The sequence below is a fragment of the Brevundimonas sp. genome (assembly GCF_041919755.1).
GTDB lineage: Bacteria > Pseudomonadota > Alphaproteobacteria > Caulobacterales > Caulobacteraceae > Brevundimonas.
The window spans coordinates 21,775-45,162 of record NZ_JAYRTD010000009.1 but is presented as its reverse complement, the minus strand read 5'-3'; the positions used below and the strand labels follow the sequence as shown (position 1 = coordinate 45,162).

23 protein-coding genes are annotated in these 23,388 nt (G+C 66.6%); 5 read left to right on the top strand and 18 right to left on the bottom strand.

Annotated features, from left to right (window positions below; genetic code table 11):
* Positions 1-40: 40 nt before the first annotated feature.
* Complete coding sequence (locus ACE3TH_RS11520) at positions 41-577, bottom strand: GNAT family N-acetyltransferase (protein ID WP_374599815.1); 537 nt, start codon at positions 575-577, stop codon at positions 41-43.
* Complete coding sequence (gene thpR, locus ACE3TH_RS11515) at positions 574-1,113, bottom strand: RNA 2',3'-cyclic phosphodiesterase (protein ID WP_374599814.1); 540 nt, start codon at positions 1,111-1,113, stop codon at positions 574-576. Before thpR ends, ACE3TH_RS11520 begins: the two co-directional genes overlap by 4 nt.
* Positions 1,114-1,239: 126 nt before the next feature.
* On the opposite strand from thpR, the gene ACE3TH_RS11510 reads away from it, so the two are divergent.
* A complete protein-coding gene (locus ACE3TH_RS11510; RefSeq protein WP_374599813.1) occupies positions 1,240-1,995 on the top strand; it encodes a Bax inhibitor-1/YccA family protein in 756 nt (251 codons plus the stop codon).
* 95 nt (positions 1,996-2,090) lie between these two features.
* Here the strand turns inward: ACE3TH_RS11510 and ACE3TH_RS11505 are convergent, their stop codons facing one another.
* The 4 genes from ACE3TH_RS11505 to ACE3TH_RS11490 form a co-directional block, all read right to left on the bottom strand.
* Entirely contained in the window at positions 2,091-2,423 is a 333-nt protein-coding gene (locus ACE3TH_RS11505; protein WP_374599812.1) for a DUF2794 domain-containing protein, read from the bottom strand.
* A gap of 310 nt (positions 2,424-2,733) precedes the next feature.
* Positions 2,734-4,047 (bottom strand): trypsin-like peptidase domain-containing protein, encoded by a 1,314-nt coding sequence (locus tag ACE3TH_RS11500; RefSeq protein ID WP_374599811.1) that lies wholly within the window; start codon positions 4,045-4,047, stop codon positions 2,734-2,736.
* Positions 4,048-4,076: 29 nt separating this feature from the next.
* Positions 4,077-5,546, bottom strand: a complete 1,470-nt coding sequence (locus tag ACE3TH_RS11495) for an ATP-binding protein (RefSeq protein ID WP_374599810.1) — start codon at positions 5,544-5,546, stop codon at positions 4,077-4,079.
* On the bottom strand, positions 5,543-6,337 hold the full coding sequence (locus tag ACE3TH_RS11490) for a response regulator transcription factor (RefSeq protein WP_374599809.1): 795 nt from the start codon (positions 6,335-6,337) through the stop codon (positions 5,543-5,545). Before ACE3TH_RS11490 ends, ACE3TH_RS11495 begins: the two co-directional genes overlap by 4 nt.
* A 143-nt stretch (positions 6,338-6,480) precedes the next feature.
* Between ACE3TH_RS11490 and ACE3TH_RS11485 the strand changes: the two genes are divergently transcribed.
* The gene (locus ACE3TH_RS11485; protein WP_374599808.1) at positions 6,481-7,254 is read left to right on the top strand and encodes a DUF3313 family protein; all 774 of its coding nucleotides are present in this window, start codon (positions 6,481-6,483) and stop codon (positions 7,252-7,254) included.
* A gap of 107 nt (positions 7,255-7,361) precedes the next feature.
* Here the strand turns inward: ACE3TH_RS11485 and ACE3TH_RS11480 are convergent, their stop codons facing one another.
* Positions 7,362-8,552 (bottom strand): acyl-CoA dehydrogenase, encoded by a 1,191-nt coding sequence (locus ACE3TH_RS11480; protein WP_374599807.1) that lies wholly within the window; start codon positions 8,550-8,552, stop codon positions 7,362-7,364.
* A 140-nt stretch (positions 8,553-8,692) separates the two neighbouring features.
* Here ACE3TH_RS11480 and ACE3TH_RS11475 point away from each other — a divergent pair, with 140 nt between their 5' ends.
* Positions 8,693-8,959, top strand: coding sequence for a DUF6356 family protein (locus tag ACE3TH_RS11475; protein ID WP_374599806.1), 267 nt, complete (start codon positions 8,693-8,695; stop codon positions 8,957-8,959).
* Positions 8,960-8,962: 3 nt separating this feature from the next.
* Here ACE3TH_RS11475 and ACE3TH_RS11470 read toward each other — a convergent pair whose 3' ends face one another.
* Both ACE3TH_RS11470 and ACE3TH_RS11465 read right to left on the bottom strand, forming a co-directional pair.
* A complete protein-coding gene (locus tag ACE3TH_RS11470) occupies positions 8,963-9,529 on the bottom strand; it encodes an ActR/PrrA/RegA family redox response regulator transcription factor (protein ID WP_374599805.1) in 567 nt (188 codons plus the stop codon).
* A 70-nt stretch (positions 9,530-9,599) separates the two neighbouring features.
* Positions 9,600-11,108, bottom strand: a complete 1,509-nt coding sequence (locus ACE3TH_RS11465) for an ActS/PrrB/RegB family redox-sensitive histidine kinase (RefSeq protein ID WP_374599804.1) — start codon at positions 11,106-11,108, stop codon at positions 9,600-9,602.
* Between the two features lie 53 nt (positions 11,109-11,161).
* On the opposite strand from ACE3TH_RS11465, the gene ACE3TH_RS11460 reads away from it, so the two are divergent.
* The gene (locus tag ACE3TH_RS11460; RefSeq protein WP_374599803.1) at positions 11,162-11,791 is read left to right on the top strand and encodes an SCO family protein; all 630 of its coding nucleotides are present in this window, start codon (positions 11,162-11,164) and stop codon (positions 11,789-11,791) included.
* Positions 11,792-11,838: 47 nt separating this feature from the next.
* Positions 11,839-13,029, top strand: a complete 1,191-nt coding sequence (locus tag ACE3TH_RS11455) for a CaiB/BaiF CoA transferase family protein (protein ID WP_374599802.1) — start codon at positions 11,839-11,841, stop codon at positions 13,027-13,029.
* On the opposite strand, the gene ACE3TH_RS11450 is transcribed toward ACE3TH_RS11455, so the two are convergent.
* The 9 genes from ACE3TH_RS11450 to ACE3TH_RS11410 form a co-directional block, all read right to left on the bottom strand.
* Positions 13,023-13,430 carry a hypothetical protein gene (locus tag ACE3TH_RS11450; protein ID WP_374599801.1) on the bottom strand — a complete coding sequence of 136 codons (408 nt, stop codon included), beginning with the start codon at positions 13,428-13,430 and terminating at the stop codon, positions 13,023-13,025. The genes ACE3TH_RS11455 and ACE3TH_RS11450 overlap by 7 nt on opposite strands.
* A gap of 25 nt (positions 13,431-13,455) precedes the next feature.
* Positions 13,456-15,036 carry a 2-oxoglutarate dehydrogenase complex dihydrolipoyllysine-residue succinyltransferase gene (gene odhB / locus ACE3TH_RS11445; RefSeq protein ID WP_374599800.1) on the bottom strand — a complete coding sequence of 527 codons (1,581 nt, stop codon included), beginning with the start codon at positions 15,034-15,036 and terminating at the stop codon, positions 13,456-13,458.
* A gap of 56 nt (positions 15,037-15,092) precedes the next feature.
* Complete coding sequence (locus tag ACE3TH_RS11440; RefSeq protein WP_374599799.1) at positions 15,093-18,098, bottom strand: 2-oxoglutarate dehydrogenase E1 component; 3,006 nt, start codon at positions 18,096-18,098, stop codon at positions 15,093-15,095.
* 195 nt (positions 18,099-18,293) lie between these two features.
* Entirely contained in the window at positions 18,294-19,196 is a 903-nt protein-coding gene (gene sucD, locus ACE3TH_RS11435; RefSeq protein ID WP_296165342.1) for a succinate--CoA ligase subunit alpha, read from the bottom strand.
* A gap of 21 nt (positions 19,197-19,217) precedes the next feature.
* Positions 19,218-19,643: a PIN domain-containing protein gene (locus ACE3TH_RS11430; protein WP_374599798.1), complete on the bottom strand. Its 426-nt coding sequence runs from the start codon at positions 19,641-19,643 to the stop codon at positions 19,218-19,220.
* A complete protein-coding gene (locus ACE3TH_RS11425; protein WP_374599797.1) occupies positions 19,627-19,890 on the bottom strand; it encodes a ribbon-helix-helix protein, CopG family in 264 nt (87 codons plus the stop codon). Before ACE3TH_RS11425 ends, ACE3TH_RS11430 begins: the two co-directional genes overlap by 17 nt.
* 90 nt (positions 19,891-19,980) lie before the next feature.
* Complete coding sequence (locus ACE3TH_RS11420; protein ID WP_374599796.1) at positions 19,981-20,175, bottom strand: hypothetical protein; 195 nt, start codon at positions 20,173-20,175, stop codon at positions 19,981-19,983.
* Positions 20,176-20,537: 362 nt separating this feature from the next.
* On the bottom strand, positions 20,538-21,728 hold the full coding sequence (sucC, locus tag ACE3TH_RS11415; RefSeq protein ID WP_374599795.1) for an ADP-forming succinate--CoA ligase subunit beta: 1,191 nt from the start codon (positions 21,726-21,728) through the stop codon (positions 20,538-20,540).
* Positions 21,729-21,806: 78 nt separating this feature from the next.
* A complete protein-coding gene (locus ACE3TH_RS11410; protein WP_374599794.1) occupies positions 21,807-23,372 on the bottom strand; it encodes a spinster family MFS transporter in 1,566 nt (521 codons plus the stop codon).
* Positions 23,373-23,388: the final 16 nt, after the last annotated feature.

Here is a 23,388-nt window from a genome sequence, read left to right as displayed (position 1 = left end):
TCTCGTTAGCCGAAGGGGACCGAGCGCGCAAAGCGTGGCCCTAACGCCCCCGCGCCCGCCATTGATCCCGGCTCTGGCCCCAGATGTCGACGCGCGCCGTCTCGAACGGGGCCGGCAAGGTCCCGGGGCCCAGGTTGGTGGAGCCCAGCCGTTCGGCCAGTTTTTGCGACGGCCCATTGTCCGGATCGATGCAGTGGATGACCTCGGTCCAGCCCAGAACATCGAAGGCATAGTCGATGCTGGCGACCGCCGCCTCCATCGCATAGCCCTTGCCGTGGGCGTCGGGATGCAGGCTCCAGCCCACCTCCGTGCCGGGCCAGCCCAGCGGCTGCCACGGCCCGATCCGGCCCAGCCACAAGCCCGTCTCACGCTCGATGACCGAGAACATCGCCACGCCCGTCAGGCTCCACGCCCCCGCCATCGACATCATCGCCCGCCAGGTCGCCGGGGGCTGCTGCACCCCGCCGATGAAGCGCGCCGTCTCCGGATCGGCCATCAGCTCGGCCCAGCGCGGGAAGTCCTCCAGCGCCGTGGGACGCAGGGTCAGGCGTTCGGTTTCCAGGATGGGTCCGGTCATAGGCGATACAGCTGCTCCAGCTGATAGAGACTGCCGTCGCTCTTCAGCGTGCTGGAATACAGCCCGAAGCCTTCGATGCGGATCGGCGGCGAATGCAGCAGATTGTTCTGGACCACCCACGCCCCCAGCTTCGCCGGATCGGTCTGGCTGTTGAGATAGGCCAGGGTGACGTGGGGGTGATAGGTCCGCTTCTCCATCTTCACCCCCGCACGCTCCGCCGCCGCCTTGCAGCGCCCGGCCAGCACGCCCAGCCGCTCGCACGGCGCGACGCCGGCCCACAGGGTGTGGCTGCGGTGCCCCTCGCCGAACGAACCGACGCCGGTTAGTTCGATCTCGAACGGCCCGGTGCCTTGCGCCCGCTCCAGTTCCAGCGCCAGATCGTCGGCCCGGCGCTCGTCGATCTCGCCGTAAAAGGCCAGGGTGACGTGCAACTGCTCGGCCGTGCGCCAGCGCGCGCCGGGCAGGCCGGTCTGGCGCAAGGCCAGGCTTGTGGCCACATCCTCGGGGATCGACAGGGCGGTGAACAGACGGATCATGCGACCGTTCGTAGCGGGATGCAGCCTTTGCCCCAAGTCCGGTTTTCCTTGCGGAAGGGCCGGCCGCGCCCGATATTGGTGCAAAGGTTGGGGTTCGCCCGACCGGATTTGGAGGACGATCTCGCGATGAGCGATTTCAGAAACGGCTATTCCGCCCACGTCACCGCCGACATGTCGGTCGACGCGGGCCTGCGCAGCTTCATGCTGGGCGTCTACAACAAGGTGGCCCTGGGCCTGCTGGTCTCGGCCGTCCTGGCCTATGTCACCGGCTCGGTCCCGGCCGTGCGCGACCTGCTGTTCGCCACCCAGGTGTTCCCCGACGGCGTGACCCGCCTGACCGGCTTCACCCTGCTGGGCATGATTGTGGCCTTCTCGCCGCTGGTCGTTCTGCTGGGCTCCAACTTCGTCATGAAGAATCCGACGGCGGCCAGCGCGGGCGGCCTGTACTGGTTGGTCGTGGCCCTGATCGGTGCCTCCATGGGTACCGTCGTTTTGGTCTACACCGGCGCATCGGTCGTCCAGACCTTCCTGATCACGGCCGCCGCCTTCGGCGCGCTGAGCCTGTTCGGCTATACGACGAAGAAGGATCTGACCGGTTTCGGCAGCTTCCTGATCATGGGCGTCATCGGCCTGATCATTGCTTCGGTGGTCAACATCTTCCTGCAAAACCCGATGATGCAGCTAATCATTAGCGCAGTCGGCGTCCTGATCTTCGCCGGCCTGACCGCCTACGACACCCAGCGGCTGAAGATGACCTACTATGCCCTGGGCGGCGATCGGAACGCCATGGGCGTGGCCACCAGCTACGGCGCGCTGAGCCTGTACATCAACTTCATCAACATGTTCCAGTTTCTGCTGGCGCTGTTCGGTGGGCGTCGTTGATCCTAGGGTGCTAACGCTCGCGACGCGGTCACTCGCTGCTTGAGCGGGGACAGTCCAAACAACGAGAAGGGCCCGGAGCAATCCGGGCCCTTTTGCTATTCCACCACTCTGAACTTGCGACTATCGAACACCCTCAGCACCTGCGGCAGCTCGCGGCCACGACGAAGGACAATGCCGCCCTCGCCGATGACGGCCCACTGCCCCTGTTTCAGGCGCAGGGCCGGGCGTTTCTCGATGCGGTAGAGCGGCGCGTCGCCCGAGCGGCGGAAGACAGCGAACTCCGCCACATCCCGGTGCCCGATCATCGCATAATCGCGCCATTCCCCCGCCGCGACCATCCGGCCATAGACCCTCAGGATCAGGCCCAGTTCGGTCCGGTCGAAGAAGACCGGGCCGGGTTGCGACTGCAGGTCGGCGACATCGTTCATGCCATGAAGATTAGGCTGCATCCGGCCAAATGCCAGTATCCGTCGCCGCCGAACGTCGCTTCGTCAATAAATGCGCCCGAACACGAAATCGCCGCCATTCGGCCCATCGCCCGCCGTCATGGAGGGGGAAACCTGTCTCATCGGCTCGCCAGAGTCCGGAGCGGTCCCGGAACCTGAACAGCCCCCCCAGCCCCCCTGGATTTCTCCACGATGGGCTCCGGCGGGCCGATGCTTCCTCCAAAGCAGAGACGCCCGCCCAGCCACCTTCCCCCCTCCGGCCAGGCGGGCGTTTTGCTGTCCGGGATCGAGGTCACTCCAGGGTGATCGTCGGCGTTTCCGCGCCGCGCTGGACGCTCAGGCGTCGCCGCCCTTCGCCCTCCAGCGCCTGACCCAGGGCCGACAGGCTGGACACCCGACGCTCATCGACCGAGCGGATCACATCACCGGCCATCAGCCCGGCGTTTGCGGCGGACGAGCCCCCCTCGACCGCGAACACCACCAGCCCGTCCGAGGCCGCCCGCACCGATGCGCCGCGTCCGATCAGGACCTCGGCCCCGAGCGCGACGTCCTTGGTGGTCGAATCCTCGACCGTCAGGGTCGTGCGCCCTTCGACCCCGTCACGCAGATAGACGACCGCCAGTTCCGTCCCCGGCGCAGCGACGCCGATGGTGGCGTTGACGGTTCCGGCATTGGAGATGGCCCTGTCGTGGATGCGGGTCAGGATGTCGCCGCGCTTCAATCCGGCCGCCTCGGCACTCGATCCCGGGGCCACATCCTCGACCACGGCCCCGCGCACGATGCGCAGGCCGAAGCTGCGGGCGCGCGTCGCGTTCAGCGACCCCAGAATGGCTCCGGTCTTGCCGCGCCTGACCTCGCCGGTCTCGCGCAGCTGGTTTGCGACGTACAGCATGATCCGCGTCGGCACGGCGAAGGCGATGCCGTCGTTGCCGCCGCCCCCACCCGACAGGATGGAGGTGTTGATGCCGATCAGCCGACCGCGGCTGTCCAGCAGCGGCCCGCCCGAGTTGCCGGAGTTCACCGCGGCGTCGGTCTGGATATAGTCCTCGATCCGGTCGCCCATGCCCGACCGCCCCAGGCCGGAGATGACGCCCATGGTCAGGGTCTGGTCCAGACCCAGCGGATAGCCGACGGCAAAGGCCAGGTCGCCGGTCCGCAGCGACTCTGAATCCGTCACCTCGACCTGGGCCAGGCCCGTCGCCTCGATCTTCAGCACGGCCAGGTCCGTCGCCTTGTCCGTCCCGACCAGTGTGGCGTCGAACAGTCGACCGTCGAACAGGTCGACCGTGAACTTGCCCCCGCCCTCGACCACGTGATTGTTGGTGATGATGATGCCCTGGGCCGCATCCACGATGACGCCCGACCCGCTGGAAATCTGGCGGGGTTCGTTGTCGCCGGATGACGGCCCGCTGGACTGGGCCAGGGTCGTCACCTGAACCACCGCCGGCAGGGACTGTTCCAGCCCGGTGGCGAAGCTGAACACCCCGCGCTGATTGTCGAAGAAGGTCGGGTCCTGCGCCGCCGCATGCCCCGCAACAGTCAGCGGCACAGCCGCGACCAGGGCCAGGGCGGACCATTGGGAAGCCCGGATCATCAAACGCCGCATTGCATGCCTCTTTGAAAGATACGGCGACCCTAGCGCGAGAATTGCGCCGTGACGACTGCCCCCGGCGCGGCGTCACCAATCGTCATGGTCGCGCCATGTCGCTTCAGGACGGTGCGGACAAAGGCCAGACCCATGCCGTGGCTCTCCCGACCTTGCGCGACGGCTCTGGCGACAGCGACCGCCGGATCGCTCAGGGCCTCCACAGCGAAGCCGGGGCCCTGATCAGCGACCGACAGAAAGGGTCGATCGTCGCGCATCCCGACGCTTAGGGTGACCGTACTGCCCTCGGGCGAAAACTTGACCGCATTGTCCACCAGATTGGTCACGGCCCTCAGGAGCAGGGACCGCACACCGAGTACCCGCACGGGCTCGGCCTCGACGCGGATGGTCACACCGCGATCCTCGGCCAGAGCGTCGTAGAGGTCGGCGGCAGAGGCCGCCAGCTGGTCCAAACGCACGGTCTCGAACACCCAGGCCTCGCCGTCACGCAGGGTCATGGCCTCGTTCATGGCGCGCGTCAGCTGGGTCAGGTCCGCCTCGACCTCCATTGCCAGACGCAGGGCCTCGGGCGAAAGCTCTGCCTCTTTCAGACGGTCCAGCCGCGCGGTGGCGCGGGCCAGGGGCGTTCGAAAATCATGCGCCAGCTGATCGGCCGAGTCCCGCAGCCAGCTCAGCAGTTCCTCTAGTCGGTCCAACGTGCCGTTCACATGGCCAGTCAGCTCCGTCAGCTCGGGCGCGACCGCCGTCTCGGGGGCTCTCAGCGAAAAATCGCCAATCCCGGCCCTATCAAGGGCCTGACTGACCTCGGTCACCGCGCGGGTCAGGCGCTGGCGAGCGAAGGCGGCAGCGCCCAGTCCCATGGCCAGAAGGGCCAGCCCGGCACCGAGCACCACGATCACGGCTCGTCCCCAGGCCTCGCCGGACCGATCCACCACCCGGCCGACGATGATGTCCAGCGGGCCGACTGGGCGGCGCACGGCCACGACCTCTACGGCGCGATTGGGGCACAGCATGCCCTTGTCCAAGGAGATGACATAGACATCTTCGCCCAGACCCGGCGCTCGATCCGCCTGGGTATCGGCCAGGGCGGCCAGACCCACGGGCGGCCCGACGGGCGAGCGGATGTAGCGCACGCCGGCCCCGCCCCGTCCGGTGCGGCAGGTTTCCTCCAGCGTCCGCGCGCCTCGCGCATTGCCGCTCTGGAAGGTCGCCAGCCAGCCGGCCAGAAATGTCGTGTCGCCCTCGGTCAGGGTCGCGCTGCCCAGCCCCGTCTCGATGCCCAGCTTCTGCACCATGGAGCCATAGTCATCCAGCGCCGCCAGGGCGGCCTGTTCGCGCTGGTCGGTCCGCACCGCCGCACCCGTCACATACAGAGAGCCGGTCAGCGCCAGGGCCGCCACCACGGCCATCAGGACCACCAGCTGGGTCGAGGTGCCCCGCCCCAGTCTGCGCCGCAGGCCGTCGACGCTCCATCGATCTCGCCGCCAGCCCGTCGTCATCGGGTCCAGTCGGACAGGTCGCGGAAGATCAGGCTCTGGCTGCGTGCCGACACGATCAAGGGATGCAGGTCCTCGCCCAGTTCCGGGGCCTGCTCCTTCAGCCGCCGGCGTAGGGCGCTGATGCGGGCGTCGATGATGTTGACGAAGTTGTCGGGCAGGAAGGTCCACTCCACCCAGCATTTCTCCCACAGCATGGTCTTGGTCACCGGCTGGCCGCGCGCGGCGACCAACTCGCAGACGATGGCGAACTCCAGCGGCGACAGGTCGATCAGCCGCGACTGGCCCCCGATCTCCAGCTTCAGCGTCCGCGCGCCGGTCGCCAGCCGGAATGGCCCATTGATCAGATCGGCGCCCACGGGCCGGGCCCGCCGGGCGGCGCGACGCAGCTGGGCCGCGATGCGCGCCAGGAGTTCCTCGTCGCCGATCGGCTTGGACAGATAGTCGTCGGCCCCGCCGATCAGACCCTCGACCCGCTGGCGCTCGGCCCCGAGGGCCGTCAGCATCAGAGCCGGGGCGTCATAGGACAGGCTGTTGCCCGCCCGCATGCGCTTCAGCGTCTCCAGCCCGTCCAGCCCGCGCGTCATCCGGTCCAGGATCAGCACATCGAACGCTTCCCTGCCTACGGCTTCCAACGCCTCCTCGCCGCTCTCGACGCAGCAGACCCGGTCGAAACCCGCATCCAGCAAACGGTCGGCGACATGGCCGGACAGGGCCGCATCATCCTCCAGCAACAGGGCGCTCCGCCCTGCGAAAACCTCGCGCAACTGAACGAAAGGATCGGCCTCTGGCATAGGTGTCGTCTTTCGTCTCAAGCCCCGGCCCCGTGTGACGAAACGATAGGCGCTGGTCGATCAAAGACAATGCCCGGATATCTGATCCTTTCTGACGTCCGCGCGTTAGGGCGCACGATCTCCTCCTACCGACAGGTTCTGCCATGAAGCGTCTCGCCCTCCTGCTGCTCGCGGGGTCCGCCCTCGCCGCCTGCCAGACGGCACCCGCCGCCAACGCCGGGTTCCTGACCAGCTATGACGGCCTGACGACCCGCGACGACACCCTGCGCGCCTCGATCCGTGAACGGCGCGACGACGCGGCGGCCAATGCCGTCGAACAGGTCTATCTGGAGCCGTCGGTCCTGGCCTCCGGCGCAGGCGACGCCCTGTCCGAGGCGGATCGGGCCCTGGTGCTGCGCGAGGTCGATCGTCAGGTCTGCTACGAAATGAGTGAGCGGTTCACCATCGTCGACAGTGCCGCCAATGCCGCCCGCGTCCGCACGGCGGTGACGGGCATCAATCCGACGGGAGCGGCCGGGTCTGGCGTCGCCGCTGTGGCCAATGTCCTGATCCCCGGCCCCGGCACCCTGCGTGTGCCCGGCACCACCGGGGGCCTGGCCGCCGAGGCCGAACTGGTCGCGCCGGGCGGCATGCAGGTCGCCGCCCTCGCCTGGGCCCGCAACGCCAATGTCGTGGGCACCGACAGCCCCTCCCTGTCGCGCGTCGGGGACGCCCTGCAGATGGCCGAGCCGTTTGGCGATGCCGTCGGTGATACCTTCGCTCCCACGGGCCGCGCCGTCCGTCCCATCGCCGACCCCGACCCCTGCGCTCGCTATGGCCCCCGCACCCAGCCCGCCGGCTTTGCCACCCGCCTGGTCACCGGCCTCTATGTGCCCGAGATCAACACCGGCACCCGCGCCGAGCCGCCGAAGGACTAGGCACCATTCTTTCCTCTCCATCGCAGATGGGGAGGGAGACCGCGAAGCGGTGGAGAGGCTCCGCTCAGGCAGCGAGCGCCCGCGGCGCGAGCGTTAGCGTCTTTCTTCTAAAAAGCGCTTTCGCCTGTGATCGCCCGCCCAAGAATGAGAGCATGCACGTCGTGCGCGCCCTCATAGGTGTTGACGGTTTCCAGGTTCATGGCGTGTCGCATGACGTGCATTTCGCCGGTGATGCCGGCCCCGCCGTGCATGTCGCGGGCCTCGCGCGCGATGGCCAGGGCCTTGCCGCAGTTGTTGCGCTTCATCATCGAAATGGCCTCGGGCACCCAGGCCCCCTGGTCCAGCAGACGCCCCAGGGCCAGCGCACCCTCGAAGCCGAGGAAGATTTCCGTCTGCATGTCAGCCAACTTCTTCTGGACCAGCTGGCGCGAAGATAGCGGACGCCCGAACAGCATCCGCTCGCCGACATAGTCGCGCGTCAGGTGGAAACAGGCCTCGGCCGCCCCCATCGCGCCCCAGGCAATGCCGTATCGCGCCTTGTTCAGACAGCTGAACGGCCCGCGCAGACCCTTCACGCCCGGCAGCAGATTCTCTTCCGGCACGAACACGTCATTCAGGCCGATGTCGCCGGTGATCGAGGCGCGCAGGCTCAGCTTGTCGCCGATCTTGTCGGTGGTGAACCCCTCCATGCCGCGCTCGACGATGAAGCCACGGATCGTGTCATCCAGCTTGGCCCAGACCACGGCAAGGTCCGAAATCGGCGAGTTGGTGATCCAGTATTTGGCCCCGTTCAGGCGGTAGCCGCCATCGACCTTGATCGCCTTGGTCTTCATCGAGGCCGGGTCCGACCCGCCGTCGGCCTCGGTCAGGCCGAAACAGCCCACCAGCTCGCCCGCCGCCATCTTCGGCAGGAAGCGCATCTTCTGCTCCTCCGATCCAAAGGCGTAGATCGGATACATGGCCAGGGACGACTGCACCGACATGGCCGAGCGATAGCCCGAATCCACCGCCTCGATCTCGCGCGCGATCAGGCCATAGGCGACGTGGCTGACGCTGGAGCCGCCATACTGTTCCGGCAGCATGGCCCCCAGAAAGCCCATCTGGCCCATCTCGGTCACGATGGCGCGGTCGAAGGTCTCGTCGCGGAATGCCTCGACCACGCGCGGCAACAGACTGTCGCGAGCGTACGACCGCGCAGCGTCCTGAATCGCCCGCTCGTCCTCGGTCAGACGGCCCGACAGGTCCAGCGGATCGTCCCACCGGAAGGTCTTTTGCGGATTGGTGCTGCCGTCGGCCATGGTCGTCGTCCCTGAAGTATACCGGGGCCTCATGCGATCGTGAGCGAGCGTGACGACCGAACCCCTGTTCTGGCGCGCGGTTTAGGACAGAATGGCCGGGACGGGTAGTGGCCCGCACCGTCGCAGGTTAGGATGTCCGCATGATCCGCACCTTCAAGCGCATGTTCGCCGACCACCCGCGCGAGGTCGAGGAAACCTATTTCCAGCACATGGGACATGCCTTTGGGTTCGGCATGAAGCTGGCACGTCTGTCGGCCACGGCCTTCGTGCACGGCATCGTGCCCGGCGTGTGCAAGACCGCTGTTTCGGACGAAATCAAGTCCATGGCCCGCGACATGGGCGGCCGGGCCGAGGAGGCACGCGAGACCCGCATGCGCGACGCTGGTGTCTGGGACGTCGGCCTCTAGGCTTCAGCGCGGCGCGCGCTTGGCCAGGATGCGTTGCAGGGTCCGGCGGTGCATGCCCAGACGACGCGCCGTCTCCGAGACATTGTGGTCGCACAGCTCATAGACCCGCTGAATATGCTCCCAGCGCACCCGATCCGCGCTCATCGGATTGGCGGGTGGCTCGGGCGCTTCGCCGGTGGCCAAGAGAGCCTTGACCACATCGTCGGCATCGGCGGGCTTCTGCAGATAATCCACGGCCCCGGCCTTCACCGCCGCCACCGCCGTCGCGATGGCTCCATAGCCGGTCAGCATGACGATGCGCGCATCCTCGCGCCGATCGCGGATCGCCTCCACGATCTTCAGGCCGTTGCCGTCCTCCAGCCGCATGTCCAGCACGGCAAAGGCCGGCAGCGAGGTCTTCAAGGCGTCGCGCGCCTCGGCCAGAGACGCCGCCAGAGTAACCTCGAACCCCCGGCTTTCCAGCGCACGACCCAGTCGCGTGCGCAAAGCATTGTCGTCGTCCAGCAACAGCAGGCTCTTGTCCGCCAGGGCCGCAATGCGGTCTTCGGTGCTCGTCTCGACTTCGGCCATCAGTGTTCTCCTTGGCGAGGACATCGGTAGCGATACGTTTGCGGTCAAGGTTGGTGCCGGGGGTGCGACACTACGCCGAAGGGGCCTCGACCGAAGGATCCTGGGCCGCGACTTCCAGGGCCGGTCTGGGCCAACGCACGGCCACCCGTGCGCCGCGCGGCTGGCTGCGGTCCGTCGCCCCGTCGCCCGAGCCCACGGCCACCTTGCCGCCCGTCCGTTCCAGCAGGGTGCGCGCGATGAAGAAGCCCAGCCCCATGCCTCCCTGGCTGGGCGCGATTGTCTCCGGCGTCGGCAGCGGCTTGGTCTTGCGTCCCTTGCGACCCGGCGTGGCGGCGGCGACCGAGGAGGCGATCTGGGCCGCCAGGGCCCGGCGGGCCTTGCCCTGCGGCCGGCTGGTCACATAGGGCTCGCCCAGACGCGGCAGGATGTCGGCCGGAAAGCCCGGCCCGTCGTCCACAACCTCGATCTCGATGAATCCCGCATCGACCAGGGCCCGCACCCGCACCTTCGACCCGGCGAAATCCGCGGCATTTTCCACCAGGGTCGACAGGCCGTGGATGACCTCGGGCAGGCGTCGCACGCGCGGCTCCGGCTCGCCCGACGCGGTGCGGACCGATACTTCGAAGGCCAGATCGAATCCGCGATGCGGCTCGGTCACCTCTTCCAGCAGGGCCTTCAGCCCCACATCGGCAAAGGAGGCGTCGCCCTCCTCCGGCTGTTGCGAAAGCTGTTTCAGAATATCCCGGCATCGCTCGGCCTGCTGCAGGATCAGGGCGGCGTCCTCGGCAGCCGGTCCGTCCTTGATCGAGGCCCTGAGCAGTTCCTTGGCCACGACCTGGATGGTGGCCAGAGGCGTCCCGAGTTCATGCGCCGCAGCCGCCGCCAGCCCGCCCAGCGCCGCCAGCCGCTGTTCGCGTTGCAGCACGTCCTGCGTGGTCGCCAGGGCCAGCTCCAGCTTCTCCGCATCCGCCGCAACCCGCCAGGCATAGGCCGAGGTGAAGACCACGCCCGTCACCAGCGCCAGCCCGGTCCCGAACCGGTACAGCGGCGGCAGTTCCAGCTCCGTCCCCGCCTGCCATGGCAGGGGCATGGACATGAAGAACAGGGCCACGGTCGCCGCCAGCACCAGCAGCCCCATCAGCACCGCCTGACGCCCCGGCAGCGAGGCCGCCGCCACCGTCACCGGTGCGACCAGCAGCAGGCTGAACGGATTCTGGAGGCCGCCTGTCAGGCCCAGCAGCATGCTGAGCTGTAGGATGTCGAAACCCAGATGCAGGGCCGTGGTCCGGCCGTCGGCCACCGCCCCGTCCGACCGCTTCAGCCGGGCGGTGGCATTCAGGTTCATCACCACGCTGATTGCGATCACGGCCAGGCAGGGCCACAGCGGCAGGTCGAAATGAAACCAGCCGGTCGCGACGACCACGGTCGCACTCTGCCCGGCGATGGCCATCCAGCGCAGGATGATCAGGGTCCGCAGGCTCAGGCCCCGGCTGCGGCGCGGCAGGTTGCGCCAACCGCCGAAACGGCCGGTCTCCGGCGGGTCGGCCTGCGACGAAAACGGGGCTTGGGTCTGGCTCACGCCTCTTCTATAGCCCGGCTTGCCGCCATTGCGCATGTTCCATGAGGGTCACGATGCCGCGCCGTTCCATTCTGCTGTTCGCCGGTGCCATCGTTGCCATGGCTGTCGCCATCGGTATCTCGACCTGGGTCGTGATCAGCGCGCGCAACGCGGACCAAGGTGCCGTCACCTTCACCGAAACCGGCACCGGACAGCCCCAGGTCGGCGGCCCCTTCCAGCTGGTCGATCAGGATGGCAAGCCGGTCGATCAGTCCATCCTGAACGGCAAGTGGTCGCTGGTCTTCTTCGGTTTCACCTACTGCCCCGACTATTGCCCCACGACCCTGGCCGCGTTGGAAGCGACCCAGCGCCAGCTCGGCGACAAGGCCAGGGATGTCCAGATCGTCTTCATCACCGTCGACCCGGCGCGCGACACGCCCCAGGCCATGAAGGACTATCTGTCGTCCGACGGCTTTCCCGAAGGTGTGATCGGCCTGACCGGCACGCCCGAACAGGTCCGCACCGCCGCCGACGCCTACCGCGCCTATTACAGCCAGGTCGGAGAAGGCGAGGGCTACACCATGAACCACTCGCTGACGGTCTATCTGATGGGGCCGGACGGCAAGTTCCGCGCGCCTCTTGCCCATGATCTGGGGCCCCAGCAGGCCGCCTCGGTCATCGAACGCAACATGGCGCGAGGCTAGATCAAGGCCTGCTTCTCCAGGCCTCTTGGCGAGTTATAAGGTTTGCCATGACCCAGTCCTCAGGCCCGCTGGCCGGTATCCGCGTCCTTGATCTGTCCCGTGTTCTGGCGGGCCCCTGGGCGACACAGACCCTGGCCGATCTGGGGGCAGAGGTGATCAAGATCGAGCGGCCGGGCACCGGTGACGACACGCGCCAGTGGGGCCCGCCCTTTACGCAGAAGGCCGACGGCTCGCGCGGCGACGCGGCCTATTTCTTGTGTGCCAACCGGGGCAAGAAGTCGGTCGAGCTGGATATCGCGACATCGGAAGGGGCCGCCACGGTCCGCGATCTGGTCGCCCTCTGCGACGTGCTGGTCGAGAACTTCAAGACGGGTGGCCTGAAAAAGTACGGCCTGGATTATGCCAGTCTGTCAGAGATCAATCCTCGGCTGGTCTATTGCTCCATCACTGGCTTCGGCCAGGACGGGCCGGATGCCCACCGCGCCGGCTACGACTATATGATCCAGGCCATGGGCGGGCTGATGTCGATCACGGGCCAGCCGGACGGTGCACCGGGGGCCGAGCCGATGAAGGTCGGGGTGGCGGTCGTGGACCTGTTCACCGGCCTATATGCCTCCAATGCCATCCTGGCGGCCCTGATGCATGCGCGGGCCACGGGCGAGGGCCAGCAGATCGACATCGCCCTGTTCGACGTCCAGGCGGCCATGCTGGCCAATCAGGCGTCCAACTATTTCGTGTCGGGAACCGCGCCAACGCGCATGGGCAATGCCCACCCCAATCTGGCCCCGTATCAGCCCTTTCCGTGTACGGACGGCATGGTGGTTATCGCCGTCGGGAATGATGGGCAGTTCCGTGCGCTGGCACAGGCTTTGGGTGCACCCGGCCTCGGCACCGATCCCCGCTTCGTCACCAATGCCCTGCGGATCGAGCATCGTGCCGCCATGACGGCGGAAGTCTCGGCCCTGACGGCCGGTCAGCACATGGCATCCCTGATGGCGGTTCTTGAGGCCGCGAATGTGCCCTGCGGCCCGGTCAACACCATCGATCAGGTCTTCGACGAGCCCCAGGCGAAGCATCGCGGGCTGGAGATCGAACAGGCCCGCTCAGACCTGACCCACCCGGTCCGCACCGTCGCCTCGCCCATCCGCATGTCGCGGACGCCCGTCGCATACCATCGCGCCCCGCCTGCGCTAGGGGCGGATACGGAGGAGGTACTGGGTCAACTTAAGACTCAGTAACCCAAGGCCAGCATCACGCAGCCGGCCAGCGGGAAGACGACGAAGAACAGCACGACCACGATGACGCCCGCCTTCTTGGCGTGGCCCATCACGCCGTGAACCTCGGCTTCGTCCAGTTCGCCGATGCGACCTGGCGTGTGATCGATCATCCAGTCGCCGGACAACTCGGCTTCGTCGGCAAACTCGCCAGCTCGCATTCGTGCGATGATCCGGCGCGCTTCGGCGATGTGCCGGCTGGACGCGATCACGCGCACGCCGCCTAAGGCGATCAGCATGTCCGGGTTCATGGTGGCCATGTCGCGATCGGGCAGACGCGCGTCGATGTCGTGACGCCGCAGCAGCGTCACCGCAAGCTCGGCCTCCGGCAGAGTCGAGAAGCGGGCAACCTCCAGAACGTCCATCCCGCCTCCCATGTGGCTCTGCGCTCTACAGGTCCAGCAGCGCCCGGGCCGGGTCTTCCAGCAGGTCCTTGACGCGGACCAGGAAGGTGACGGCTTCCTTGCCGTCGACGATGCGGTGGTCGTAGCTGAGGGCCAGGTACATCATCGGGCGGATCTTCACCTCGCCGTTGATGGCCATCGGGCGCTGGACGATGTTGTGCATGCCCAGGATGCCCGACTGCGGCGCATTCAGGATCGGCGTGGACATCAGCGAGCCATAGGTGCCGCCGTTGGTGATGGTGAAGGTGCCGCCCTGCAGATTGTCCAGCGTCAGGGTGCCGTCACGCGCCGCCTTGCCCAGCGCCCCGATGCCCTTTTCGATCCCGGCCAGCGACAGGGTGTCGGCGTCGCGCAGGACCGGCACGACCAGCCCCTTGTCGGTGCCGACGGCCACGCCGATGTCGTAGTGGTTCTTGTAGATGATGTCGGTGCCGTCGATCTCGGCATTGACCGCCGGAATCTCCTGCAGGGCCGCGACCACCGCCTTGGTGAAGAAGGACATGAAGCCCAGCTTGACGCCGTGGCGCTTCTCGAACGCTTCCTTGTATTGGTTCCGCAGGGCCATGATGTTGGTCATGTCCACCTCGTTGAAGGTGGTCAGCTGGGCCGCGGTGTTCTGCGATTCCTTCAGGCGGCGGGCGATGGTCTGACGCAGGCGCGTCATCTTCACCCGCTCCTCGCGCGGCTGGTCGGCGCGCGGGGCGGTCGGTGCAGCGGCAGCAGGGGCAGGAGCCGCCGGGGCGGCGGCGGGCGCGGGGGTTGAACCGATGGCGGCCACGGCGTCGGCTTTGGTGATGTTGCCCTTGGGTCCGGTCGCCTTCAGGCTGGCGGCATCCAGGTTGTTCTCGGCCACCACGCGCTGGACGGCCGGCGACAGATGCGGGGCATCGGATGTGATCTGGGCCGAGCCGCGGTTGGCCGAACCACTGCTGGCAGGGGCGGCGGGCGCTGGCGCCGACGATGCAGCAGCCCCCGAGGCCGAAATGCTGCCGATCTGCTGGCCGGGCGTGACGGTCGCGCCATTGTCGACGCTGATGGTCAGGACGCCGTCGGCAGGCGAGGAGACTTCGACCGCCACCTTGTCGGTCTCGATCTCAACCAGCAACTCGTCCTTCTTGACGGTGTCGCCGCTCTTCTTCAGCCAGGTGCCGATGGAGCCTTCGGCGACGCTCTCGCCCATGGTCGGCACGGCGATCGGCAGGCTGTCGCCGCCCGAGCCGGAGGTCACCGGCGCATCGGCGCGGACGGGTTCGGCGGGAGCCTCGGCCTTGGGCGCCTCTGCCTTGGCAGGGGCTTCGGCTTTTGCGGCGGCGGCAGGTGCCGCAGCGGACGCGCCTTCGCTGATCACGCCCAGGACGGTGTTCGGCACGACGGTGTCACCCTCGGCGGCCTTGATCTCGCTCAGGATGCCATCGGCGGGCGCGACCACTTCCAGCGAGACCTTGTCGGTTTCCAGCTCGACCAGGACCTCGTCCTTCTTCACCGCATTACCGACCTTCTTGGTCCATTTGGCGATGGAGGCTTCGGAGACGGATTCGCCGAGGGCGGGGGTCAGGATGTCGGCCATGTCGGGGTCCAGGCTTTCGGTAAGGGCGTCAGGTCAGTGTGGCAGGTGAGGCGAGATCAGGCGAGGGCTTCGGTCAAGAAGGCTTCCAGTTCCTTCAGGTGGCGGCTCATCAGACCCGCCGCCGTCGACGCCGAGGCCGGGCGGCCGACATAGCGGGCGCGCTTGGCTTTGATGTCCAGCTTCTCCAGCGTCAGTTCAAGCCAAGGATCGACGAAGGTCCAGCCGCCCATGTTCTTGGGCTCTTCCTGGCACCAGACTAGCTCGGCCTTGGGGAAGCGGGCCAGTTCGGTCATCAGCGACTTCATCGGCCAGGGATAGAACTGCTCCAGCCGCAGCAGATAGATGTCGTTTACCCCGGCCTTTTCGCGGGCATCCAGCAGGTCGTAATAGACCTTGCCCGAACACAGGACGACGCGACGGATGTCCTTGTCGGCCTTGATCTTGATGCCCGAAACCTCGGGTCGCGTCTGGGCGTCGTCGTGAAGCACGCGGTGGAAGGACGAGCCTTCCGCCATCTCGGCCAGGTTCGAGACCGCCTTCTTGTGACGCAGCAGCGACTTGGGCGTCATGATGATCAGCGGCTTACGGAACGGCCGGTGCATCTGGCGGCGCAGGATGTGGAAATAGTTGGCCGGGGTCGTGCAGTTGGCGACCTGCATATTGTCCTCGGCACAGGCCTGCAGGAACCGCTCCAGACGCGCCGACGAATGCTCCGGCCCCTGACCCTCGTAGCCGTGCGGCAGCAGCATGGTCAGGCCGCACATGCGCAGCCATTTGCGCTCGCCCGAGCTGATGAACTGGTCGATGACCACCTGGGCCCCGTTCACGAAGTCGCCGAACTGGGCCTCCCACATCACCAGGGTGTTGGGGTCGCTCAGCGCATAGCCGTATTCGAAGCCCAGAACCGCCTCTTCCGACAGGGCGGAATCGATGACCTCGAACTGGGCCTGGTCGCCACCCAGATGGTTCAGCGGCACATAGCGGGCCTCTGTCGTCTGATCGACGATGCCGGAGTGACGTTGGCTGAAGGTGCCGCGCACCGAATCCTGACCCGACAGACGCACCGGGAAGCCCTCGGTCAGCAGCGAGCCGAAGGCCAGGCTCTCAGCCGTGGCCCAGTCGATGTTCTGGCCCGTCGTGATCATCTCGCGGCGACCGTCGATGACGCGCTTCAGCGTCTTGTGGATATCGACCTGGTTCGGGATGGTCGTCAGCCGGTGGCCGATGTCTTCCAGCTTGGCACGCGGCACGGCCGTCTCGCCGCGACGCTCGTCGCCATCGGGCAGGCCCACGCCCTTCCACTGGCCGTCCAGCCAGTCGGCCTTCTTGGCCTCGAAGCTCTTGCCGGCATCGAACTCGGCGTCAAGAAAGGCTTCGAACTTGGCGACCTCGGCATCGACCTCGGCCTGGCTGATCACGCCTTCCTCGACCAGACGTTTCGAATAGATCTCGCGCGTCGAGGGCAGGGCGCGGATCTTGGAGTACATCAGCGGCTGGGTGAAGGTCGGATCGTCGCCCTCGTTGTGGCCGAACCGGCGATAGCAGAACATGTCCACCACCACGTCTTTGTGGAATTTCTGGCGGAATTCTGTGGCCACCTTGGCGGCGAAGACAACGGCTTCGGGGTCGTCGCCGTTGACGTGGAAGATCGGGGCCTGGACCATCAGGGCCACGTCCGACGGATAGGGCGAGCTGCGGCTGTTGCGCGGGCTGGTGGTGAAGCCGATCTGGTTGTTGATGACGAAATGCATCGTCCCGCCGGTGCGGTAACCCTTCAGCCCCATCAGGGCAAAGCATTCGGCAACCACGCCCTGCCCTGCGAACGCCGCATCGCCGTGGATCAGCAGGGGCATGACTTTAGAGCGATCCAGCGCCCACTTTTCTTCGGGGATGCCGACATTGGCCTCGCGGATGTCGAAGGCCTGTTTGGCGCGCGCCTTGCCCAGCACGACCGGATTGACGATCTCCAGGTGCGATGGGTTCGCAGTCAGCGACAGGTGGACATTGTTGCCGTCGAACTCGCGGTCCGACGAGGCACCCATATGGTATTTGACGTCGCCCGAGCCCTCGATGTCGCTGGGCACGGTCGAGCCGCCCTGGAACTCATGGAAGATGGCGCGGTAGGGCTTGCCCATCACCGCGGCGAGGGTGTTCAGACGCCCGCGGTGGGCCATGCCGATGACGATCTCGTCGACGCCCAGGGCCCCGCCGCGCTTGATCATCTGCTCCAGCGCCGGCACCGCCGCCTCGCCGCCGTCCAGGCCGAACCGCTTGGTCCCGGGGAACCGCTTGTGCAGGAACCGCTCGAACCCTTCCGCCTCGATCAGCTTGTTCAGGATGGCCAGCTTGCCTTCCTTGGTGAAGGCGTTCTCGGCGAACTTGTCCGGGCCCTCGAACCGCTGCTGCAGCCAGGACTTCTCCTCCGGCTCGGCGATATGCATGAACTGGATGCCGATATTGCCGCAGTAGGTGCGCTTCAGGATGTCCAGCACCTCGCGGATGGTGCCGGTCTGCAGACCCAGGACGCCGTCCAGATAGATGGGTCGGTCCAGGTCGGCCCCGGTGAAGCCATAGAATTCCGGCGTCAGCTCGGGGTTCTGCACCCTTTGTTCGATCCCCAGCGGGTCGAGATTGGCCTGCAGATGGCCGCGCACGCGATAGCTGCGGATCAGCATCAGGGCGCGGATGGAATCATGGGCGGCGGCGCGCACGGCCTCGGCGGAAATGTCGGCGGGTGCAGCGGCTGCGGGCGAGGCAGCGACGGGCCCGGCACCCGGCTTCTTCGGATCGGGCTTCGGCGTAGGCCAGCGACCGTCGAACACCGCCTCGGCCTCGCTCGGCTCGGAGGTGACCGGACGGCCCCAGCCACCGGCGGCGCCAGAGGCCTTCACCGTCTCGGCATTGTCGCGCAGCTGGTCGAAGAAGGTGCGCCATTCGGCGGAGACGGAGGCCGGATCGGCCGCCCACCGGCTGTGCAGGTCCTCGATGAAGGCGGCATTGGAGCCATAGAGGAAACTGGTCTCGGCAAAGACCTGATTCAGTCGGCCGGCATCGTCCGCCATGTTCGTCTCGTTGTCCCTTCAAGCCCCACGGTCACAACCGCGTGAAGCCAGCGCACTGCATATAGGCGCTGTTTCCTGACGGGTCATGACCGAATGGGGGCAAACCGGCATGAATTTGGTCGCAGCCCCAAAGAAAAACGCCCCCGACCTTGGTCGAGGGCGTCTTTATCTCACGAGCGTAGCCGCTTAGGCGGTTTAGCCTTTCAGCACTTCCACCAGCGTCTTGCCCAGGCGTGCGGGCGAGGGCGAGACGCGGATGCCCGCTGCCTCCATGGCCGCGATCTTGCTTTCCGCATCACCCTTGCCGCCCGAGACGATGGCGCCGGCGTGGCCCATGGTGCGACCGGCGGGCGCGGTGCGGCCCGCGATGAAGCCGGCCATCGGCTTCTTGCGGCCCTTCTTGGCTTCGTCGATCAGGAACTGGGCGGCGTCTTCCTCGGCGCCGCCACCGATTTCGCCGATCATGATGATGGAGTGGGTCTCGTCGTCGGCCAGGAACAGTTCCAGCACGTCGATGAACTCCGTGCCCTTGACCGGGTCGCCGCCGATGCCGACCGCCGTGGTCTGGCCCAGGCCCTCGTTCGTCGTCTGGAACACGGCCTCATAGGTCAGGGTGCCGGATCGCGAGACGATGCCGACATTGCCCTTGGAGAAAATGCTGCCCGGCATGATGCCGATCTTGCATTCGTTGGGCGTCAGGATGCCGGGGCAGTTGGGGCCCAGAAGGCGCGACTTGGAGCCTTCCAGACGGCGCTTGACCTTGACCATGTCCATCACCGGAATGCCCTCGGTGATGCAGGTGATGAAGGGGATTTCCGCCTCGATGGCCTCGATGATGGCATCCGCCGCGCCCGACGGCGGCACATAGATGACCGAGGCGTCGGCACCGGTGGCCTCCTTGGCGTCCGCGACGGAGGCATAGATCGGCAGGGTCTCGCCGTGGCTGCCGGTCCAGGTTTGGCCACCCTTGGTCGGGTGCACGCCACCGACCATCTGGGTGCCGTGATAGGCCAGCGCCTGTTCGGTATGGAAACCGCCCGTCTTGCCGGTCAGGCCCTGGACGATGATCTTGGTGTTCTTGTCTACGAGGATGGACATGGCGGCTCGCTCTTCTGTGCTTCAGGCTGGGAGGAAGGGGTTTACGACGCGGACGGACCCATAGGTCTGGCCGTGGTTCAGATCTTCGGAATAGACGGTCTTGGCCCCCAGCCGCTCGGCGGCGGCGATGATGGCCCCGTCCCAGTAGGACAGCTGATAGCGGCGGGCGTGATCGATTCCGGCCAGCACCACCTCGGGCGTCACCGGCTGGCAAGGTTTCATGGCGACGATGCGGACCCATTCTCGGGCCTTGTCCGGAGTCAAGGGTGTCGCGCCCTTACGGGTGGCGTTGGTGTAGAACTCGGCCAGCACCTGGCCTGAGGTGCAATAGTCCTCGCTCAGCACGATCTCACGCGCGCGCTCCCACCGATGGCCCGCGTGTTCGCGCCCGAGGGCCGCGTAGAGCAGAATGTTGGTGTCGAGAAAGACCTCAGAACTCGCGATCAAACCGAGGTTCCCCGCTATAAGTCTCTTCGCGCGTGGGCGGGCGCCAGCCTTCGCCACCCCGGCCCTCGGACTCATCGATCAACTTCAGCAGCGCCTCGCGCGCCTCGTCCTTGGATGTCTCCTGCTGGACCATGCTGGTCAAAAACCCGCGCACCATCTCGTTGACGCTGGTCCGCCTCATGGCCGCCAGCACCCGCACCTTGTCCAGCAGGTCGTCGTCAATGGCGAGGGTCAGGTTCCGGGTCACAGTGGAAATCTACACGGGTTATGTGTGGCACACAATCCGTGTGAGCTTGGCTCGTCTTCAGTCTCGGGTCCAATGGCGCTTTGGACCGGCCTAATCGTCGACATCGCGCGGCTGGCTACGCACGATCAAGATTTCAAGAATGCCCCGCGTTCGATCCTCACGCAGAGTGACGGTCGCACGTTGTTCGACGAGGCCGTAGTAGCGCACCGCGCCATTCTGGCCTGCACCTTCAGCGGGCCGTAGCAGTTCGGGAAAGGGCGTGAGCTGACTGGCCGCGTCAAGCACCGTCGCGGCCTGACGCCAATCCCCCGTCGGTGCCCTCAGCGCTACGAGACAATGACTTCTCGCCAGAGCCACGATGCGAGGCAGTACCGAAGGCGCTCCCGAAGATGCCTCTGACGAAGGTGTCAAATATAGCCCGACCACAGTCTCGCCGGCCCGATATGTGTCCATCCAGACCACATCGTCTCCTGGAGGCATCCCGACCGAAGTCCAGCCCTGCGCCTGCGCCAGCTCGCTGACGGCCGTTCGCTCGCCGCCTGTATCTATGCAGGTCCGGATGAAATTCCTCGCGGCATCTGAGGATAACCCCTCCTCCGGGGCAATCCCGAGTGTAGCTGCGGCAAGAAGGCTTGCCAGAAGCAGGGTCACCCCACCGCCGCCACGATCTTCTGTGCCGCGTCGTCCAGATCATCCGCCGACGTAATGGCCAGACCGCTCTCGTTCAGGATCTTCTTGCCCAGTTCGACATTGGTGCCTTCCAGGCGGACGACCAGCGGCACCTTCAGGCCCACTTCCTTCACGGCCGCGACCACGCCCTCGGCGATGACGTCGCACTTCATGATGCCGCCGAAGATGTTGACCAGGATGCCCTGGACGTTCGGGTCGGCGGTGATGATCTTGAAGGCCGCCGCGACCTTCTCCTTGCCGGCGCCGCCGCCGACGTCGCAGAAGTTGGCGGGTTCCTTGCCGTAGAGCTTGATGATGTCCATCGTCGCCATCGCCAGGCCGGCGCCGTTGACCATGCAGCCGATGTTGCCGTCCAGGGCGACATAGGCCAGGTCCCACTCGGACGCCTCGATCTCCTTGGCGTCTTCCTCGGTCTCGTCGCGCAGGGCCTTGATGTCCTCGTGGCGGAACAGGGCGTTGCCGTCGAAGCTGACCTTGGCGTCCAGCACGCGCAGGTGGCCGTCCTTCATCACGATCAGCGGGTTCACCTCCAGCATCGCCATGTCGGTCTCGACGAAGGCCTTGTACAGGATGGGGAACAGGCGCTTGCCGTCCTCGGCCGCGTCGCCGCTCAGGCCATAGGCGGCGTTGATGGTGGCGACATCGGCCTCGGTCACGCCGGCTTCGGGATCGATGACCACGGTCTGGATCTTCTCGGGCGTGTCATGGGCGACGGCCTCGATGTCCATGCCGCCCTCTGTCGAGACGACGAATGAGACCCGTCCATGCTCGCGGTCGACCAGCAGCGAACAGTACAGCTCGCGCTCGATGTCGGCACCGTCCTCGATATACAGGCGGTTGACCTGTTTGCCGGCGTCACCCGTCTGGGCGGTGACCAGGGTGTTGCCCAGCATCTCCTTCGCATGGGCCACGGCTTCCTCGACCGAGAAAGCCAGGCGCACACCGCCCTTGGCGTCAGCCGGCAGTTCCTTGAACTTGCCCTTGCCGCGTCCACCGGCGTGGATTTGCGACTTCACGACATAGAGCGGACCAGGCAAAGACTTAGCCGCCGCCTCGACCTCATCGACCGAGGTCACGGCCACGCCCGCCGCGACCGGCGCGCCAAAGCCCTTGAGAACCTGCTTGGCCTGATATTCGTGAATGTTCATGGAGGAGCCGTCCCTAGGGAAAAAGGTCGCCGTGCTTATAGGCGGCGACCGTTCGCAGGTGCAACCGTCCCCGAGACCTTAGTCGACCCAGTCCTTCCTCAGCGTGCGCGACGCGCCGATCAGCAGGATCGACGCCAGCACATAGAAGCCCATGCCGGTGTAGATGGCCCAGCGCAGGCTCTCATCGCCGAAGCGCGGGGCCAGAAGGTCGCTCATCCAGCCGAAGTAGAAGAAGCCGACCGCGATCCCCAAGAGGTTGTTCAGCAGCAGGAACAGGGCCGAGGCCGTGGTCCGCATGGCCGGCGGCACCAGATGCTGGACCGAGGCCGTGATCGGCCCCAGCCAGGACAGGTTCAGCCCCGTCGGGATCAGGAAGATCAGGAAGGCCATGGTCAGGCCCCAGGCCTTGTCCGCGCCCGGCATGACCTGTTCGATCACCCAGGCCGAATTCATGGCCAGGATGAAGCAAGGGGCCGAGATCAGAAAGGCGATGGCGGGCACCAGCGGATAGGCGCCCTTGCCGTGCCTGGCCAGCTTGTCGGCGATCATACCGCCGCCCCAGATGCCCGCGATCCCGCCGATCAAGGCGATGCCGGAATAGTACCAGGACACCTCCGTCAGGGTCATCTCGAAGCTGCGGATGAAGAAAAGCGGCAGCCAGCCGGCGATGCCATAGCCGCAGACCGAGGATGATGCCGCTCCCAGCGCCAGTAGCCAGAAGCTCTTCTTGGGCACGACGATCGAGGCGGTGGCTCGCGCGATGAACAGGGAGATGCCGATCACCCCGGCCAACAGGGCCCCGAACCCGGCGGTCAGGCCTGCGGAGACGGAGCCTGCCGTTATCACCTGCACCAAGGCCGTGGCCGCAGCGATTGCCGCGATCCCGAGGACGATGACGGCGGTGACTGTCCCTACGCTGACCTTTGCGGGATTGCGCCCGACAGTTCCCTCGTTGACCGATGCTGTCGTCGCGTCGAACGTCTTTGCGATCGTCTCGCTGGGCCGGACCGCATCCTGCCCTCCGCGCGGCGGATCCTTGACCGTCATGCGCAGCACCGGCGCAACGACGAGACCCAGCAGGCCGACGACGATGAAGGCCCTCTGCCAGCCATAGGCCGCGGCCAGCAGGCCCCCGACCAGCGTCCCTGCCGCCGTGCCCAGCGGGATGCCGAAGGCGAAGGCCGCCAGCGCGCGCGCCCGCTGATGCGGCGGGAAGTAATCCGCCACCAGCGAATAGGCCGGTGCCACGCCGCCCGCTTCGCCGACACCCACGCCCATGCGATAGAGGAACAGCTGGCCGAACGATCCGGCCACGCCGCACAGGGCGGTAAAGCCGCTCCAGACCGCCAGGGCCCCGGTCATGATCCAGACCCGGCTGTAGCGATCCGCCAGCCAGGCCAGGGGAATGGCCAGGGTCGAATAAACGGAGGCGAAGGCGATCCCGCCCAAGAGGCCGAACTGGCTGTCCGACATGTTGAAATGCGCCTTCAGCGGCGCGGCCAGGATGCCGATGATCTGGCGATCCACGAAGTTCAGCATGTAGACCAGGATCAGGATCGCCAGCACATAGAAGCGATAGCCGGTCGAGGGCACCGGGGCCTCTGGCGTCCCGGGAGATGCGGCGGCGACGTCCGTGGTGCTCATGGCGTTCCCTCGATGT

Coding starts and splice junctions, on each gene's coding strand:
- ACE3TH_RS11490 (WP_374599809.1), bottom strand. CDS start 6,337: ATGCCAGAGGCCGATCCTTTCGTTCAGTTGCGCGAGGTTTTCGCAGGG.
- ACE3TH_RS11500 (WP_374599811.1), bottom strand. CDS start 4,047: ATGCGGCGTTTGATGATCCGGGCTTCCCAATGGTCCGCCCTGGCCCTG.
- ACE3TH_RS11470 (WP_374599805.1), bottom strand. CDS start 9,529: ATGGCCGAAGTCGAGACGAGCACCGAAGACCGCATTGCGGCCCTGGCG.
- ACE3TH_RS11450 (WP_374599801.1), bottom strand. CDS start 13,430: ATGGACGTTCTGGAGGTTGCCCGCTTCTCGACTCTGCCGGAGGCCGAG.
- thpR (WP_374599814.1), bottom strand. CDS start 1,113: ATGATCCGTCTGTTCACCGCCCTGTCGATCCCCGAGGATGTGGCCACA.
- ACE3TH_RS11455 (WP_374599802.1), top strand. CDS start 11,839: ATGACCCAGTCCTCAGGCCCGCTGGCCGGTATCCGCGTCCTTGATCTG.
- ACE3TH_RS11505 (WP_374599812.1), bottom strand. CDS start 2,423: ATGAACGATGTCGCCGACCTGCAGTCGCAACCCGGCCCGGTCTTCTTC.
- ACE3TH_RS11480 (WP_374599807.1), bottom strand. CDS start 8,552: ATGGCCGACGGCAGCACCAATCCGCAAAAGACCTTCCGGTGGGACGAT.
- ACE3TH_RS11510 (WP_374599813.1), top strand. CDS start 1,240: ATGAGCGATTTCAGAAACGGCTATTCCGCCCACGTCACCGCCGACATG.
- ACE3TH_RS11410 (WP_374599794.1), bottom strand. CDS start 23,372: ATGAGCACCACGGACGTCGCCGCCGCATCTCCCGGGACGCCAGAGGCC.
- odhB (WP_374599800.1), bottom strand. CDS start 15,036: ATGGCCGACATCCTGACCCCCGCCCTCGGCGAATCCGTCTCCGAAGCC.
- ACE3TH_RS11520 (WP_374599815.1), bottom strand. CDS start 577: ATGACCGGACCCATCCTGGAAACCGAACGCCTGACCCTGCGTCCCACG.
- ACE3TH_RS11440 (WP_374599799.1), bottom strand. CDS start 18,098: ATGGCGGACGATGCCGGCCGACTGAATCAGGTCTTTGCCGAGACCAGT.
- ACE3TH_RS11485 (WP_374599808.1), top strand. CDS start 6,481: ATGAAGCGTCTCGCCCTCCTGCTGCTCGCGGGGTCCGCCCTCGCCGCC.
- sucD (WP_296165342.1), bottom strand. CDS start 19,196: ATGTCCATCCTCGTAGACAAGAACACCAAGATCATCGTCCAGGGCCTG.
- ACE3TH_RS11495 (WP_374599810.1), bottom strand. CDS start 5,546: ATGACGACGGGCTGGCGGCGAGATCGATGGAGCGTCGACGGCCTGCGG.
- ACE3TH_RS11475 (WP_374599806.1), top strand. CDS start 8,693: ATGATCCGCACCTTCAAGCGCATGTTCGCCGACCACCCGCGCGAGGTC.
- ACE3TH_RS11460 (WP_374599803.1), top strand. CDS start 11,162: ATGCCGCGCCGTTCCATTCTGCTGTTCGCCGGTGCCATCGTTGCCATG.
- sucC (WP_374599795.1), bottom strand. CDS start 21,728: ATGAACATTCACGAATATCAGGCCAAGCAGGTTCTCAAGGGCTTTGGC.